Below are 14,638 nucleotides of genomic sequence, written 5' to 3'. Positions count from 1 at the left end.
ACCGGAATGCTGATCAGTCCAGCAGGCGCCACGCGGCCACGTCCAGCAGGCCGCGCGGCGTGAGTTTCAGGGCCGGAATCACGCTCAGGCCCAGGAAGCTGAGGGTGGTGACGGGATAGGGCAGGGTGCTCCCCGCTGCGTGGCAGGCCGCAGTGATCGCCTCCAGGGCGGCGGCGGCCTGGGCCGGCGGCAGGTCCGTCATCAGGCCTGCGTAGGGGAGAGGCAGCTGGGCGCGCACCTGTCCGCCCGAGACCACCACCGCGCCGCCCCCCAGGGCTTCCAATGCCCGGCCCGCCACACGGACATCCTCGTCGGTGCCGCCCAGAAACGCGGCGTGGTGGGCGTCGTGCAGCACGCTGATGCCCAGGGTGGCGCCGCTCAGCCCGGTGCCAGAGGTCCAGCAGCTGGCCCACTCGCCGCGCCCGTAGCGGTCGGCCACCACCAGCCGGGCGTCGCCCGTGCCCGGGGCCCCCACCCCGGTGGTGATCTGGTCGGGCCGCACCTGCATCACCGGCCAGTGGGCGGGCACCTCAAAGCGGGCCGCGTCCCAGCCGGGTCCCAGCTGCACGCCGCCGCTGGCCAACGCCGGGGTATGGGTGCCGGCGCGAGCCTCCTGGCCGCCCACGAAGGTGTCCAACACCTCGAAGCTCTGCAGGTCGCGCAGCAGCACGAAGTCTGCAAGGTGGCCCGGGGCCACCAGCCCGTAGTCGTGCAGGCCCCAGTATTCGGCCGGGTTGCAGGTGACCAGCGCCACCGCGTGGGCCGGGTGCAGCCCCTCCGCCACGCAGGCGCGCAGCAGGCGGTCCAGGTGTCCCAGCGAGAGCAGTTCGTCCACGCTCACGTCGTCGCTGACCAGCATGGCGCGGCGGGGGCCTGCGCGCAGCACCGGCAGCAGGGCCTGCAGGTTGCGCGCTGCCGAGCCCTCACGCACCATCAGCCACAGGCCCGCGCGCAGGCGCGCCCAGGCCTCTTCGGGCGTGGTGGCCTCGTGGTCAGAGTGGAGCCCGGCCGCCGCGTACGCCTGCAGGTCGCGCCCCCGCACCCCCGAGGCGTGGCCGTCCAGCCGCCGCCCCGAGGCCCGCCCGGCCTCCAGCACCGCCCACACGCCGGGGTCGCCGCCCAGCACGCCGGGATAATTCATCATCTCGGCCAAGCCGAGCACGCCCGGCATGGCCAGCATCTGCGCGCTCTGGGCGGCGTCCACACAGGCACCGCCCTGTTCAAAGGTGCTGGCCGGCACGCACGACGGCGCGCTGGCCCACACCCGCTGGCCCGAGTGGCGCCCGGCCTCCAGCATCCAGGCGAGCCCCGGGGCGCCCAGTACATTCACCACCTCGTGCGGCTCGGCCACCACGGCGGTGGTGCCGCGCGGCAGGGTGGCGGCGGCAAACCCGGCCGGGGTCAGCAGGCTGGATTCGATGTGCACGTGGGCGTCCAGGAAGCCGGGGGCCAGAAAGGCGCCGCGCGCCTCGACCGTGCGCGCTGCCTGAAACCCGCTGCCCAGCGCGGCAATGCGCCCGCCACTCACCAGCACGTCGGCGCCGAACACTTCGCCAGTGGCCGGCTGCACCACCTGCGCGCCGCGCACCAGCAGGTCGCCGGGCACCTCGCCCCGCGCCGCCCGCACCAGTTGCCGCCGATCCCCCCCGCCTGCGTGTCCTGCCATGCGTCAGTGTAGGGCAGCGGCCAGGGCCAGCCCCTAGTGCCCCTCCTCAGGGCACAGATGCCCCCGGGGGCTGTCCCTTACCCTGGGCAGCATGTGGACTTCCATTCCCTCCAGCAGCCTGCGCGTGACCGGCGCCGACCGCGTGGATTTTGTGCACGGCCAGATGACCAACCACCTGCGCGGGGCGCCCACGCCGGGGCTGGTGCCCTGCGCCTTTCTGAACGTGCGCGGCCAGATAGAGCACTTCGCCCGGGTCTACCGCCGCGAGGGGGACGTGTACATTCATCTGGACGAGGGGCAAGCTGAGGCCCTAGCCGGGCGGCTGCGGCGCTACATCATCTTCGATCAGGTGGAGGTGCAGGACACCACCCCCGAGCTGCGCACCGTGCACCTGTGGCGCCAGGGCGACCTGCCGGGCTGGGACGCGGCGGGCGGCGACGCCCAATCCCTGACCCTGGGCGGCGCGGCGGTGCTGGGCGGCCGGGTAAACCGCACCGGCACCCCGGGCGTGGACCTGCACTATCTGGCGCGCGAAGAAGCGGGCGTGCTGGCCGCTCTGGGCGGCGCCGAAGTCCCCCTGGGCGACCTGGACGCGGCACGTGTGACCGCCGGGCTGCCCGATATCACCCGCGACGCCCTGACCGGCACCCTGCCGCAGGAGGTGGGCCTGGACCTGAGCGGGCCGCTGCCGGCCATCAGTTACCGCAAGGGCTGCTATGTGGGCCAGGAGATCATGGCCCGGCTGGAGGCGCGCGGCAACACCCGCTACCACCTCGCCCGGTTGCATGGGCAGAGCGGACCGGGCTGGCCCGCTGGCCACGACGTGACCTTTGAAGGCCGTGTGGTGGGGCAGGCGGGGCTGTTCGCGGGCGGCGCCAGCCTCGCCCGGGTGCGCAAGGACCTGCCCGCCGGCGCGGCGCTGCAGGTGGGCGGCGTGAATGCCACGCTGCAGCTTCTGGGCGCCCATGCTTGAGGCCTTTGCCCGGGACCTGCGCGCGGGCACCCCGGCGGCCCAGCAGCGAGCCGCCCGGCGGGCCTACGCCCTGGGGCTGGCCCTGACTGCTGGCCCGGCAGTCCTGGTGGGGCTGGTGCAACTTCTGCAGGGCGCTGCCGCGCTTCCCCTGGGTGGCCGTGTGGCGGTGGTGCTGCTGGCCGCTGGGCTGGCGGCAGCGGCCTACCTGCTGGCCCGGCGTTCGGCCCGCCGGGTGGGCGTGCCGGCCCCCCAGGCGGCCCTGACTGCGGCCTTCCAGGGCACCAGTGTGCCAGGGGTGCCGCTGCTGCTGGCTGGCGCCTTTGTGCCCACTTGGGGTTTGGTGCTCACACTCCTGGGGCTGGCCGCGCTGGGGCATGTGCTGGTCTGGCGCAGTCTGGCAGGTTGGGTGAAGCCAGTGGAAGAAGCCCCACTCCGCTGAGGCGGGAATGGCTCAGCAGTTGGCCCCTGTGTCGAAGAGTCGGCTTCGGGGCTGCTGGTGCAGGCTGTCCTTCTGGCAGTACGAGGGGCCGTTTCCGCAGCGCCGCCGTTTTGCAGACCCTGCGAGAAGTACTGGTTGGGAGCAGGCGGTGTCCTCTGTTCCATACCCTGCTTGCCCCAAAGAAAACACCGCGCCCAAACTTCGGGCGCGGTGTTCTGAAGTGGGTTTAGCGGGATTTGGGGTCCAGCGCGTCGCGCAGGCCGTCACCAAACAGGTTAAAGGCCAGACTGAACAGCACGATGAACACCGCCGGGTATACCAGTACGTACCAGTATTCCGGCTTCAGCCACGCGCGGGCGAAGTCCACCAGTTGCCCCCATTCGGAGTAACCGGGTTCAAAACCCAGACCCAGGAACGACAGACCGGCGATGCTGAGGGGCACAGTGGCCAGGTCCAGCACGGCGGTGGTGAACACGGCCGCGATGCTGTTGGGCACCACGTGCTTCATGATCAGGCGGAAGTCGCGGGCGCCCAGGCTGCGGGCGGCGTCCACGTATTCCAGCTGCCGGGTGCGCAGCACCTCGCCGCGAATCAGACGGGCGTAGCTGGCCCAACCCGCGATGCAGAAGGCCACGATCATGGGAATGGTGGGGTCGTACGTCGTGCCACCAGAACTGAACTTGGCGCGCAGGATGGTCAGGATCACCACAGTCAGGATCAGGGGCGGCAGGGCGAACAACACGTCAATAAAGCGCTGAATCAGGTTATCCACCCAGCCGCCGTAATAGCCGCTGATGGCCCCGATAATCACGCCGGTCAGGAGCGTGATGCCCACGATGATGAACGACAGTTTCAGCGCGGTGCGGGTGCCCCACACCAGGCCATAAAAGATGTTGTAGCCGTTCACCGTACCGAAGATCGCGTCCTGGCTGGGGGGCGTGGGCTGCTGCTGAAAGCTCAGGCGCTCGATCAGATAGCAGCTCTTGGGGGGGGCCAGGGTGGCCTGCCAGAACGCTGCGCGCCCTGGGTTGTAAACCTCGCTCGCCTGGGTGATGTTCAGGTCGCGCAGGCAGTTCCCACTGGGCTTGGCGATCAGAGGAGCGAACAGAGCTATCAGCCCAAACAGCAGGGTCACGATCAGGCCGGTGATGGCCAGCGGGTTGCGGCGCAGCTTGCGAATAGCCGGGCTGGTCCAGAACAGCTGCCAGCTGCTGCGGCTTTTCATGGCAGGGGCGACAGCGGTGGTCATGCGGTCCTCCGGGGGGAAGCGGGGCAGCGGGACATCAGTCGAACCTCACGCGCGGGTCAATAACCCCGTACAGAATGTCCACGATGGTACTGACCACCACCACCATAATCGCCGAGAGCATCGCAAAACCCAGCACGGCGGCCAAGTCCACGCCCTGCGCGGCTTGCACGACCCACTGCCCGATACCGGGGTAAGCAAAGATAGTTTCCGTAATCAGCGAGCCGCTCAGCAGACCGATAATCAGGAAGCCGGCCAGGGTCACAATGCTCAGCAGGGCGTTGCGCCGGGCGTGCTTGTTGTTCACCACGCGGCTGGACAGGCCCTTGGCGCGGGCCGTGCGCACGTAGTCGCTGGTCAGCGCTTCAAGCATGTTGTTGCGCATCACCTTGATGATGCTGGCGCTCAGCACAATCACCAGGGTCAGGGCCGGCAGAATCAGGTGTTGCAGCACGTCCCAGGCAATGTCCCAGCGGCCATTCAGTGCTGCGTCCACGCTGAGCAGGCCGGTGTAGCGCTGCAGGTCCACCAGGGCAAACTGGTTGAGCACGCTGACCTGCCCCGCGCCCGGGAGCACGCCTAGATAGCCGTAAAAGATAGCCAGCAGCAGGATGCCCACCACGAAACTGGGCAGGCTGTAGCCCAGCACCACCAGCACACGCAGCACCTGATCAATGAACTTGTCCTTGTGCAGGGCGCTGAGGGTGCCCAGCCAGATACTGAGCAGCAAAATGGGAATGGCCGTGACCAGAGTCAGCTCAATGGTGCGCGGCAGCCGTTCCTTGATCGTCACGATCACGTCCTGACTGCTGGCCTTGGAATACCCCAGATCGCCCTTAAGGGTGGCGCCCAGCCAGCGGCTGTACTGCACGTGAAAGGGGTCCCGCAGGCCACGTTGCTCAATGATCTGTTCCAGCCGCGCGGCCTGCTGCTCGCTGCGGATGTACGGCGCGGCGCGCTGCTCAGGCGTGAGCAGCTGCGTCAGGCCCACGATCATCAGGGAGAGGACGAGCATCACCACAGGAATCTGGATGACCCGCCTCAGGATGAAATTAAGCATGAAGCCCTCGGGGAAAGCTCCGGTCCCGCGCACCCAGGTGGCGCGCGGCGGAGAGGGAAAGAAGGTGAAGAGTCACAAAACCGACAGTTGGAACCGCGTGCATGGAATCCGCCCGTTAGGGTAGACCAAGACAGGCAGACAGCGCAAAGGGACGCGCCAAGATGGCGGAACATGAGGGCCCGCGCCCAGCGCAGCGCCCCGTCTGCAGGCCACCCCCGAACGCGCCCTGGCGTGGCCGCGCCGGCAACCCTTAAGAAACGCTCTAGCCGGGGCCAAGGGGTTGAGCTTTGGCACAGGGCCCAAGGCGACAGGGCAGCCCACAGTGGAGCTGCCCTGGTCTTCAGGTCCCGCTAGGGGCGCTGAAGCCTTACTTCTTGCTCAGTTCCTTCCAGAAGGTGCCGGTGCTGGAGAAGCTGATCATGGGGTTGTAGTTCGAGGCGCTCACACCCACGAGGTTGTCGCGCACGAAGGTGTAGCCGATTCCGGCCGGAATCAGGATGAAGGGGGCCTGCTCGTAGGCCTTCTTGCCCACGAGGCTGTACAGGCGGTTACGCTCGGCGGTGTTCACCGTGTTGCGGGCCTGCTCCAGCCACTTGTCCACCTGGGCATCCTTGAAGTTGCTGCGGGGGAAGTAGTAGCCGTTGCTGGAGTAGAAGGTGTACATGAAGTTGTCGGGGTCGGCGTAGTCCGGCGCCCAGCCGATGATGATCATGGGCTCGGTGCCCTTCTTGGAGTCTTCCAGCATCTCGCTCCAGGGCTTGGCCGTGATGTTCACCTTGAACTTGGGGTTCAGGGCTTCAATGTTGCGCTTCAGGATTTCCATGGCCGTCTGGGCCGGCACGCTGCCTGCGCGGTAGTTCGCGTTCAGCACAAAGCCGTTCTTCCACAGCTGACCGCCAAAGGCGCGCTTCAGGTAGGTTTCGGCCTGCTTGGCGTCAAACTTGTAGGTGCCGATCTTGGCGTCGTAGCCAGGGAAGGCGTCCGGCAGCAGCATGGTGCGCTGCTTGCCCTTGCCCTTCTGCACGTCGGCGATGTACTTCGCGTAGTCGAAGGCGTAGGAGAAGCCACGGCGCACGTTGGCGTCTTTGAAGAAGTTGGCCGGGATGCCCTTGCCGTCCAGCTTGCCGCTGCCCAGCGCGCCCGAGCCCTTGATGTTCTGGTTCATGAAGATGGCCTGCGCCACCGTGTTGGGCAGGTTGTCGACCCACAGCACGCCGGGCTTGCCTTTGATCTGCACTTCGTCCACCGAACGGCCGCCACCTTCGATGATGTCGGCGTCGCCGCGCAGGAAGGCCTGCTGACGGGCGGCGAGTTCGGGCACCTTCTGGATGATCACGTTCTTGATGGCCGGCTTCTTGCCCCAGTAGCCGTCGAACGCGGTCGCCAGGAAGGCGTTGGCGTCCTTGCGCACGAACTTGTACGCACCCGTGCCGCTGGGCTGCTTGCTGAGGTTGGAGTTGGTCAGGTCCTTGCCCACCCAGTTCTTCCAGTCGGCCTCGGTGCCCTTCCACTCGCCAATCTTGATGGCGTGCTCGCGGTCAATGATGCTCTGGCCAGCGTAGGCCAGCTTGGCCAGGAAGGCAGGGTCCACGGCGGGCAGCGTGAAGACCAGCTGGCCAGCGCTGTTGCACTCTACAGCCTTGTCAATGCGCGCCCAGGTGATGGTCTTGTCGTCGTTGGCGTTGGCGCCCGTGCCCAGCAGCGACTCGGCGATGAACCAGTTGCCGGACTCGGCGGAGTTGGTCACCAGGTTGCGCTCGAAGGTGTATTCGGCGTCGGCGCAGTTGAAGGTGTTGCCCGAGTGGAACTTGACGTTCTTGCGCAGGTCGAAGGTGTAGGTCTTGCCGCCGTTGCTGATGGTCCACTTGGTGGCCAGCAGGGGCTCGAGTTTGGTCAGGCTGGCCCCGCTGTAGGTCAGCAGGGTCTCGTACATGTTTTCCACAACGCTGCCCGAAGCGGTGTCGTAGGTCACGCCCGGGTCCATGGTGGGGATGTCGGCGGCGGTCTGCTCCACCAGGGTGTCCTTGGGGGCGACAGCCAGGGCGGTGGTCAGGGCAAGCAGGGCGGTCAGTGCAGCAATCTTCTTCATTGAGCCTCCGTAGAACATACGTTTGACAGCGGGCGCGGGCGGCGAAGACGAAATGCACGGTAGGCCTCGTGACAGGCTGTCGGTGGTTTGATCGCGCGCATCATAGCGCAGGAAATTTGGGGATGGTGTGACGTGCTGGCTGCCCGTCCAGCCGGGCTGTCCAGCGTTCCGGCGCCGGCTTCCGGGCCCTCTGGGAGCCAGGCAGACGGTCCGGCTCTCATGCAGCCCTGCGCCGCTCTCAGCGTGGCGCGTGCCCTGGGGGGTCGTGGCATACTGCGCCGCGTGAAGAAGCGCATTTTGCTGCTGGCCGGGGGCCAGTCCGGAGAACACGAGGTCAGCCTGCTCAGCGCCCGCAGTGTTCTGGGTGCCCTGCCGCGCGACCAGTTCGACGTGACGCCCGTGGTGATCAGCAAGCAGGGGCGCTGGCTGCCGCCCACCGAAACGGTCCGTGCGCTGGAACAGGGCGCGGCGCCCGTGGGCGGCGACCTTGTGCTGCACCGCGCTGCCAGTGCCGAAGGGTACGACGCGGTGTTTCCGCTGCTGCACGGTCCCATGGGCGAGGACGGCACTGTTCAGGGCCTGCTGACCCTGGCCGGCATTCCCTTTGTGGGCAGCGGCGTGCTGGGCAGTGCGGTGAGCATGGACAAGGTGATGACCAAGCAGGTGCTGGCCTCGGCCGGGATTGCCCAGGTGGCGTGGCGGCTGGCCGTGCGCCGCGAGTGGCAGCAGACCCCGGATGCCGTGCGGGCGCGCGCCGCCGAACTGGGCTACCCCCTGTTCGTCAAGCCGGCCAACCTGGGCTCCAGCGTGGGGATCAGCAAGGTGGGCACCCCCGCTGAATTGGACGGCGCCCTGCAGCTGGCGTTCAGCCTGGACCGCCGCGTGATTCTGGAAGCCATGACCGCCCACAAGCCCCGCGAGATCGAGGTGGGCATTCTGGGCAACGACGCGCCCATCGCCAGCCCGGTGGGCGAACTGCGCTTCGACGCCGAGTTCTACGACTACGAAACCAAGTACACCGAGGGCCGCGCGGCCATGCATATCCCCGCGCCCCTACCCCCGGAGGTGGCCGAGCAGGCCCGCCAGACCGCCCTGACTGCCTTCCGCGCCCTGGACTGCGCGGGGCTGGCCCGCGTGGATTTCTTCTACCTGGAACAGACCGGCGAACTGCTGCTGAACGAGGTCAACACCATGCCCGGTTTTACCACCACCAGCATGTACCCCAAGCTGTTCGAGGCGGCGGGCCTGAGCTACAGCGAACTGGTGACGAGGCTGGTGCAGCTGGCGCTAGAGGAGAGGTGAGGGGGCTGCGGGGCGTGGGTTGTGGGCTGTATGAAAAGCCAGGGCCTGACAGGCGAGACGCAGGTTGACCCCTTTGGCACGACGTGCGAGGGGCTCTGAAATGGTGAAGGCGGGGCCTAATTGAGCCTTGCCTTCGCCCTGTTTCCCTTCCCACAACCTACCCCCTCCTCAGCCACCCCGCCGCCCAGCGCGTCACGGCTGGCATCACCAGATAGGTCATGGACACCACCACCACCACCATCTGCGGCAGGGCGCGCAGGGGCGTGGGCCAGTGGCCTAGCCACGGCGCCAGGGCGGTGCCGAACAGCCAGCCTGTTCCCAGGCTGACCGGGTACAGCGCGGCCAGGGTCAGCAGGGCCATCTTCCATCTGGGCGGCTGGCGCAGGCTGGGGGCGGCGGGGGGCGTAAACCAGAAATCGAGCCCGGGCTGTTTTTCAAAACTCAGCTGCTCATCCACCAGCGGCGTGACCCGTGCCAGCCACGCGGCGCGCTCCGGGGACAGCTCCCAGGCGGCGGCGCTGGTCAGCGAGTCGAAACGGGCCACCAGGGTGTATTCGTGTTCCCCGGGCGCCGGGCGAATGACCCCGGTGCCCCGGTGGCCGGGAATGCCTGCCAGCAGCGCATTGGCTTCCGTCAGCAGCGCTTCATAGGCGGCCTCCTGGCCGGGCCGGATGCGCCGCCGAATCACCAGACTGGTGGGATCGCTGGGCTGGTGCGTCTGGAATTGCAGGCCCGGTTCAGCGGTCACGTGGCGCCCCCTCGGCCGGGGGGGCGCCGGTGGTCCGGCGCGGCCACGCCACGAGCAGCACTCCGGCCAGAATCACCGCCAGGGCCACCCAGCCCAGCGTGCCCAGCCGCTCGCCGCCAAAGCCCACGCCCAGCAGCACCGCCACCACCGGATTCACGTAGGCGTAACTGGTGGCCAGTGCGGGCCGGGTGTGTGCCACGAGGTACATATAGGCCGAGTACGCCACCAGACTGCCAAACACCGTGAGGTACCCCAGGGCCCACAGGCTGGCGGCGCTGGGGGTGCCCCAGCGTTCGCCCAGCAGCACACTCAGGGTCAGCAGCACTGCGCCCCCGGTGAGCATCTCGGCGGCGCTGCCCATCAGCCCGGCGGGCAGCGGCAGGCGCCGCGACCACTGGCTGCCGAAGGTCCAGCAGATCGGCGCCAGGATCAGCAGCAGGGCGGCCAGCGGTGTGGCGCGCAGTTCGCCCACGTTCAGCAGGGCAATGCCGGCCAGACCCACCCCAATGCCCAGCCACTCGCGCCCGCCGGTGCGTTCGCCCCACAACCGCCCAAACAGCGCGGCAAACAGCGGCGAAACGGCGATGATCATGGCGGCCACCGAACTGCTGGCGTCGCGCTCGGCCAGCGTGACCAGCCCGGTGCCGCCGCCCAGCAACAGGGTGCCCACCAGGGCGCTGGCGCCCCATTCCCGCGCGGTGGGCCACGGCGCCCCGCGCCAGCGCAGGAAAGCCAGCAGCAGCGCCCCGGCCACCACAAAGCGCGCGGCCAGCATCCCCAGTGGCGGCAGGGTTTCAATCGCCACCTTGATGCCGAAATAGGTGCTGCCCCACACCACGTACACCAGCCCCAGGCACAGCAGCACGGCCGGCGTTAGGGGCGTCGGCGCCGGGCGCGCGGCCGGGGTCATGTGGGCAGGAAGGCGCCGGGAGAAGTTCCCTCGGCTTCAGGGTGCAGGCGGCTTTCAATGGCGCGGGCGTGGGCTTCCAGGCCCTCGGCGCGGGCCAGCAGCGCCCCGGCCGGGCCAATGCGGCGCAGCGCCCCCTCGTTCAGGCCCACCACGGAGATGATGTTCTGGAAGTCGCGCACATTCACCGGGCTCATGAAGCGGGCGGTGCCCCCGGTGGGCATCACGTGGCTGGGGCCCGCCACGTAGTCACCCAGGGCCTCCATGCTGGCCTCGCCCAGAAACACCCCGCCCGCGCGCTGCACCCCCCCCAGCAGGCTCCAGGGGTCGCGGGTCAGCAGGCACAGGTGCTCGGGGGCGTACAGGTTGGCGAGGTCCAGCGCCTCGTCCAGCGACCCGGCCAGCACCACCTTCATGCGCGCCAGGACCGAATCGCGCGCCCAGCTCCGGTTGGGTTCGGGCAAGGCTTCGAGCTGGCCGTGCAGTTCGGCCTGGACGGCCAGCAACAACTCGCGGCTGGTGGACACCAGCACCGGCTCAGCGCCGTTGTGCTCGGCCTGGGCCAGCAGGTCGGCGGCCACAAAGCGCGCTGAGGCGCTGTCGTCGGCCACCACCAGGGTCTCGGTGGGGCCGGGCAGGCTTTCAATGCCCGCCATGCCGTACACCATGCGCTTGGCGATCACCACGAACAGGTTGCCGGGCCCGGCGATCTTGTCCACAGCGGGAATGCTGGGCGTGCCGTAGGCCAGCGCGCCAATGGCCTGCGCGCCCCCCACCTTGAAGATCTGCGAAATCCCCAGTTCCCGCGCCGCCACCAGAATCGCCGGGTGAACCGTGCCGTCCCGGGCGGGGGGCGTGGTCACCACGATCTCGGGCACGCCTGCCACCTGCGCGGGCACCGCCGTGTGAATCAGCGTGCTGATCAGGGGCGCCAGCCCGCCGGGCACGTAGACCCCCACGCGCCCCAGGGGCCGCACCAGCTGGCCCAGGGCGCCGTCCGGGCCGTGGTTCAGAAAGCCGTGGGCAGGCTGCTGCGCGTAAAAGGCGCGCACCCGGGCGATGGCGGTGCGGATGGCGTCGTGCAGGGCCTCATCCACCGTGGCCGCCGCCTGTTCGGCGGCCGACACCGCCAGCGCTTCAGGCCGGTGGCCGTCCAGCCGCTCGGTCCAGTCGCGCAGGGCCTCGTCGCCGCGCGCGCGCACGTCGGCCAGCAGGCGCTCGACCACCGCTTCCGGGCTCAGGGGCTCGCCAAAGGTGGACTCGATGCGGGCCAGCACGGCGTCTGGCACCGGCAGGTCATTGAAGGTGCGCGTCAGGGCGCGCCGGGCGTCTTGGCCTTGCAGGACTTGCATGGGGGGCTCCAGGAGGGGGTGTGGGTTGTGGAAAAGGCAGTGGGGAGTGGCAAATAGTCAGTGGGAGGGCGAACACAGCCGCTGGCTGGCGACGTATTGCTGGCGACTTAGTCTGCGCGCGGTCGCAGCCAGGAACCAAACGGTTGTTTGGACGGGTGGGGGCCAGGGCCGGGCTCTACACCCTGCGGCGGCGGCGTTCGCGGTCGGGGGCTGGGCGGCGGCTGGAGATTTGGGCGTTGGCCTCTACAGCGCCGAAATCGGTGGGCTGAATCAGGCGCATCAGCCGCCAGGGCTCGGCCTGCTCGATATACACGTAGGCGTTGCCGGGGCGCAGAAAATACCCGGTGCAGGGCACGCCCCCCACCTCTGTGTCCGGCAGGCGCTGAATCAGCACGCGCCCGCCGGTCAGCTGGGCGCCCAGGCGCTCGGGGCCGCCGCCCTCGTGGGCGGTGAGGTGGCGCAGCCACAGCAGCAGGCTCACGGGGTCGTGGTATTCGGTGACCAGCGGCGCTGACGCCTCGTCGCGGCCCTGGCGCAGGTGAATCAGGCCCGCGCGGCGGTCAAACTGCACCTCGAAACTGGGACGGCCCCGGCCGTCGCCCTCGGCGTAGCCCAGGCTGGTGAAGTGCCGGGGGTGCAGGCGGCTGTGCTGCAGGCGGCGGATTTCCGGCAGTACGCCGCCAAAATCGGTCTGCACCCGCGCCGCCAGGGCGCTGCGCTCGGTGCTCAGCGCCCAGTGCTGCTCGCCCGCGTAGCGCCCGCCCAGCGACAGGGTGAGGCTAAAGGCCCCTTCTTTTAGCTCGGGCGCGTCCAGAAGCTCTCACCCGGTCCCTGCCACTGGGCCCCCAGTGCCTCGGCCACCGTGGCGCCCACATCGGCAAAGGTGGCGCGCTCGCCCAGATTCACGCCGGCCCAGCCCGCGCGGTGCATCAGCAGCAGGCCGTGTTCGCGGGTGTGGTCGCTGCCGTGCCACGTGGGGTCGTTGCCGTGGTCGCTGATGATGATGAGGGCGCCGTCTTCGGGCGTGGCGGCGATCAGGCTGGGCAGCGCGGCGTCGAACTCGGCCAGGCAGGCGCTGTAGCCAGCCGGATCGCGGCGGTGGCCGTACTTGCTGTCAAAGTCCACGAGGTTCGTGAAAATCAGCCCCGAGGTGCCCTCACTCGCCGCCTGCTGCATCCGGGCCAGCGTCTTGGCGACGCCGTCGGCGTTGCTGTCGGTGTGAATTTCCTCGGTAAAGCCCTGGTGGGCGTAGATATCGGGAATCTTGCCAATCCCGATCACCGCCTGCCCAGTGGCCTTGACCGCGTCCAGCACGGTGGGTGGCGGCACCAGGCTGTAATCCTTGCGGTGTTCGTTCGCGCGCTCAAAGGGAAACTCGCCCCGGAAGGGCCGGGCAATCACGCGCGCCACGGCGTATTCGCCCTGCAGGATCTCGCGGGCGGCCTGGCACCACGCGTACAGGGTTTCCAGCGGCACCACGTCCTCGTGCGCGGCAATCTGAAACACCGAGTCGGCGCTGGTGTACACAATCGGGGCGCCGGTCTTCAGGTGCTCGGGCCCAAAGTCGCGGATCACGTCGGTGCCGCTGTAGGGCTTGTTGCACAGGTGGCCCTTGCCGGTGGCGGCGTCAAAGCGGTCCATCACGGCGGGCGGAAAGCCGTCCGGGAATACCTGAAAAGGGTGCTGCAGTTGCACGCCCATGAATTCCCAGTGGCCGGTGCTGGTGTCCTTGCCGGGGCTGACCTCGCGCATGCGGCCGTAGGCGCCCTGGGCGGGCCCGGCCGGCACCGTCTGGGGGCTGGTCTGTACGGTGGGCACCTGCGCCAGCCCCAGCGCCGCCAGATGCGGCAGCGCGGCGGGGGCGGCCTGCAGGGTGTGGTTCAGAGTATGGGCTCCGGCGTCGCCAAACCGCTCGGCGTCGGGCAGCTCGCCCACGCCCACGGAATCCAGCACGATGATCGTCAGCAGCATCCTGTCAGTGTAGGCCAGATGGGCCCCCCCGCCCCGTCCCATCTGTCCCTCACGGGGGGCGCCGGAGGCCCGTGCTACGCTGCCAGACGTGACCGCGCCCCTGTCCCACCCGCCCGCCGCGCCGGCGCCCGGCGCCCGCGAGGCCCGGCCGGTGCTGCACGCCGAGGGCCTGAGCAAGACTTACGGTCGCCGCGCGGTGGTGCGCGGCGTGAATCTGGAGGTGCGCCCCGGCGAGATCGTGGCGCTGTTCGGCCCCAACGGCGCCGGCAAGACCACCACGTTTTACATGCTGGTGGGTTTTATTCGCCCCGGCGGCGGGCGCATTGGTCTGGGGAAACGCGACGTGACCCGCTTGCCCATGCACGAGCGCGCCCGGCTGGGCCTGGGGTACCTGCCGCAGGAACCCAGCGCCTTTCGCAAGCTGACCGCCCGTGACAACCTGCTGGCGATCCTGGAGTACCAGGGCCTGCCGAGAAGCGAGCAGGAGGCCCGCGCCGACGCCCTGCTGGCCGAATTTGGCCTCTCGCATCTGGCAGGCAGCTTCGCCTATCAGCTTTCGGGGGGCGAGCGCCGCCGCCTGGAACTGGCCCGGGCGCTGACCACCGACCCCGATTACCTGCTGCTGGACGAGCCCTTTACTGGCGTGGACCCCAAGAGCATCCGTGAGATTCAGCGCCTGATCCGCGAGCTGCGTGACCGCCGGGGTCTGGGCGTGTTTATCACCGACCACAACGTGCGCGAGACCATTGCCCTGACCGACCGCGTGTATCTGATGTACGACGGCGAAGTGAAGTTTGAAGGCACGCCCGCGCAGTTTGCCCAGGACGAGGACGCCCGGCGCCACTACCTGGGCGACGATTTCGAGCTGTGATCCAGGGAGGGTGA

The 14,638-nt window shown here is 68.8% G+C and carries 13 protein-coding genes; 4 read left to right on the top strand and 9 right to left on the bottom strand.

The genetic code is table 11. The features are described from left to right. Positions 1–13 precede the first annotated feature (13 nt). Positions 14–1,666: an adenine deaminase C-terminal domain-containing protein gene (locus KMW22_RS08390; RefSeq protein WP_221089591.1), complete on the bottom strand. Its 1,653-nt coding sequence runs from the start codon at positions 1,664–1,666 to the stop codon at positions 14–16. Between the two features lie 91 nt (positions 1,667–1,757). Here KMW22_RS08390 and ygfZ point away from each other — a divergent pair, with 91 nt between their 5' ends. Both ygfZ and KMW22_RS08380 read left to right on the top strand, forming a co-directional pair. Then, positions 1,758–2,639, top strand: a complete 882-nt coding sequence (ygfZ, locus tag KMW22_RS08385; protein ID WP_221089590.1) for a CAF17-like 4Fe-4S cluster assembly/insertion protein YgfZ — start codon at positions 1,758–1,760, stop codon at positions 2,637–2,639. Continuing rightward, positions 2,632–3,078 (top strand): hypothetical protein, encoded by a 447-nt coding sequence (locus tag KMW22_RS08380; RefSeq protein ID WP_221089589.1) that lies wholly within the window; start codon positions 2,632–2,634, stop codon positions 3,076–3,078. Before ygfZ ends, KMW22_RS08380 begins: the two co-directional genes overlap by 8 nt. Before the next feature lie 226 nt (positions 3,079–3,304). Here the strand turns inward: KMW22_RS08380 and KMW22_RS08375 are convergent, their stop codons facing one another. The 3 genes from KMW22_RS08375 to KMW22_RS08365 form a co-directional block, all read right to left on the bottom strand. Continuing rightward, positions 3,305–4,327 carry an ABC transporter permease gene (locus KMW22_RS08375; protein ID WP_221089588.1) on the bottom strand — a complete coding sequence of 341 codons (1,023 nt, stop codon included), beginning with the start codon at positions 4,325–4,327 and terminating at the stop codon, positions 3,305–3,307. A 34-nt stretch (positions 4,328–4,361) separates the two neighbouring features. Next, complete coding sequence (locus tag KMW22_RS08370) at positions 4,362–5,384, bottom strand: ABC transporter permease (protein ID WP_221089587.1); 1,023 nt, start codon at positions 5,382–5,384, stop codon at positions 4,362–4,364. Between the two features lie 367 nt (positions 5,385–5,751). Continuing rightward, positions 5,752–7,473 (bottom strand): ABC transporter substrate-binding protein, encoded by a 1,722-nt coding sequence (locus KMW22_RS08365; RefSeq protein WP_221089586.1) that lies wholly within the window; start codon positions 7,471–7,473, stop codon positions 5,752–5,754. 282 nt (positions 7,474–7,755) lie between these two features. Here KMW22_RS08365 and KMW22_RS08360 point away from each other — a divergent pair, with 282 nt between their 5' ends. Next, on the top strand, positions 7,756–8,775 hold the full coding sequence (locus KMW22_RS08360; protein WP_221089585.1) for a D-alanine--D-alanine ligase family protein: 1,020 nt from the start codon (positions 7,756–7,758) through the stop codon (positions 8,773–8,775). 157 nt (positions 8,776–8,932) lie between these two features. On the opposite strand, the gene KMW22_RS08355 is transcribed toward KMW22_RS08360, so the two are convergent. The 5 genes from KMW22_RS08355 to KMW22_RS08335 form a co-directional block, all read right to left on the bottom strand. Then, positions 8,933–9,523, bottom strand: coding sequence for an antibiotic biosynthesis monooxygenase (locus KMW22_RS08355; RefSeq protein WP_328774639.1), 591 nt, complete (start codon positions 9,521–9,523; stop codon positions 8,933–8,935). Continuing rightward, positions 9,513–10,433, bottom strand: coding sequence for a drug/metabolite exporter YedA (yedA, locus tag KMW22_RS08350; RefSeq protein ID WP_221089584.1), 921 nt, complete (start codon positions 10,431–10,433; stop codon positions 9,513–9,515). Before yedA ends, KMW22_RS08355 begins: the two co-directional genes overlap by 11 nt. Beyond that, positions 10,430–11,782, bottom strand: coding sequence for a histidinol dehydrogenase (gene hisD, locus KMW22_RS08345; RefSeq protein WP_221089583.1), 1,353 nt, complete (start codon positions 11,780–11,782; stop codon positions 10,430–10,432). Before hisD ends, yedA begins: the two co-directional genes overlap by 4 nt. A 175-nt stretch (positions 11,783–11,957) precedes the next feature. Next, a complete protein-coding gene (locus tag KMW22_RS08340) occupies positions 11,958–12,479 on the bottom strand; it encodes a hypothetical protein (protein WP_328774638.1) in 522 nt (173 codons plus the stop codon). A gap of 98 nt (positions 12,480–12,577) precedes the next feature. Then, on the bottom strand, positions 12,578–13,753 hold the full coding sequence (locus KMW22_RS08335) for a phosphopentomutase (RefSeq protein WP_221089582.1): 1,176 nt from the start codon (positions 13,751–13,753) through the stop codon (positions 12,578–12,580). Positions 13,754–13,841: 88 nt separating this feature from the next. Between KMW22_RS08335 and lptB the strand changes: the two genes are divergently transcribed. After that, positions 13,842–14,624, top strand: coding sequence for an LPS export ABC transporter ATP-binding protein (gene lptB / locus KMW22_RS08330; protein ID WP_221089581.1), 783 nt, complete (start codon positions 13,842–13,844; stop codon positions 14,622–14,624). The last annotated feature ends 14 nt before the right edge of the window (positions 14,625–14,638 follow it).

Origin of the sequence: Deinococcus aquaedulcis (assembly GCF_019693445.1) — a bacterium.
GTDB classification, from domain to species: Bacteria; Deinococcota; Deinococci; order Deinococcales; family Deinococcaceae; genus Deinococcus; species Deinococcus aquaedulcis.
The sequence above is the reverse complement of the archived record's forward strand: the minus strand, read 5'-3'. Positions and strand labels throughout refer to the sequence as shown.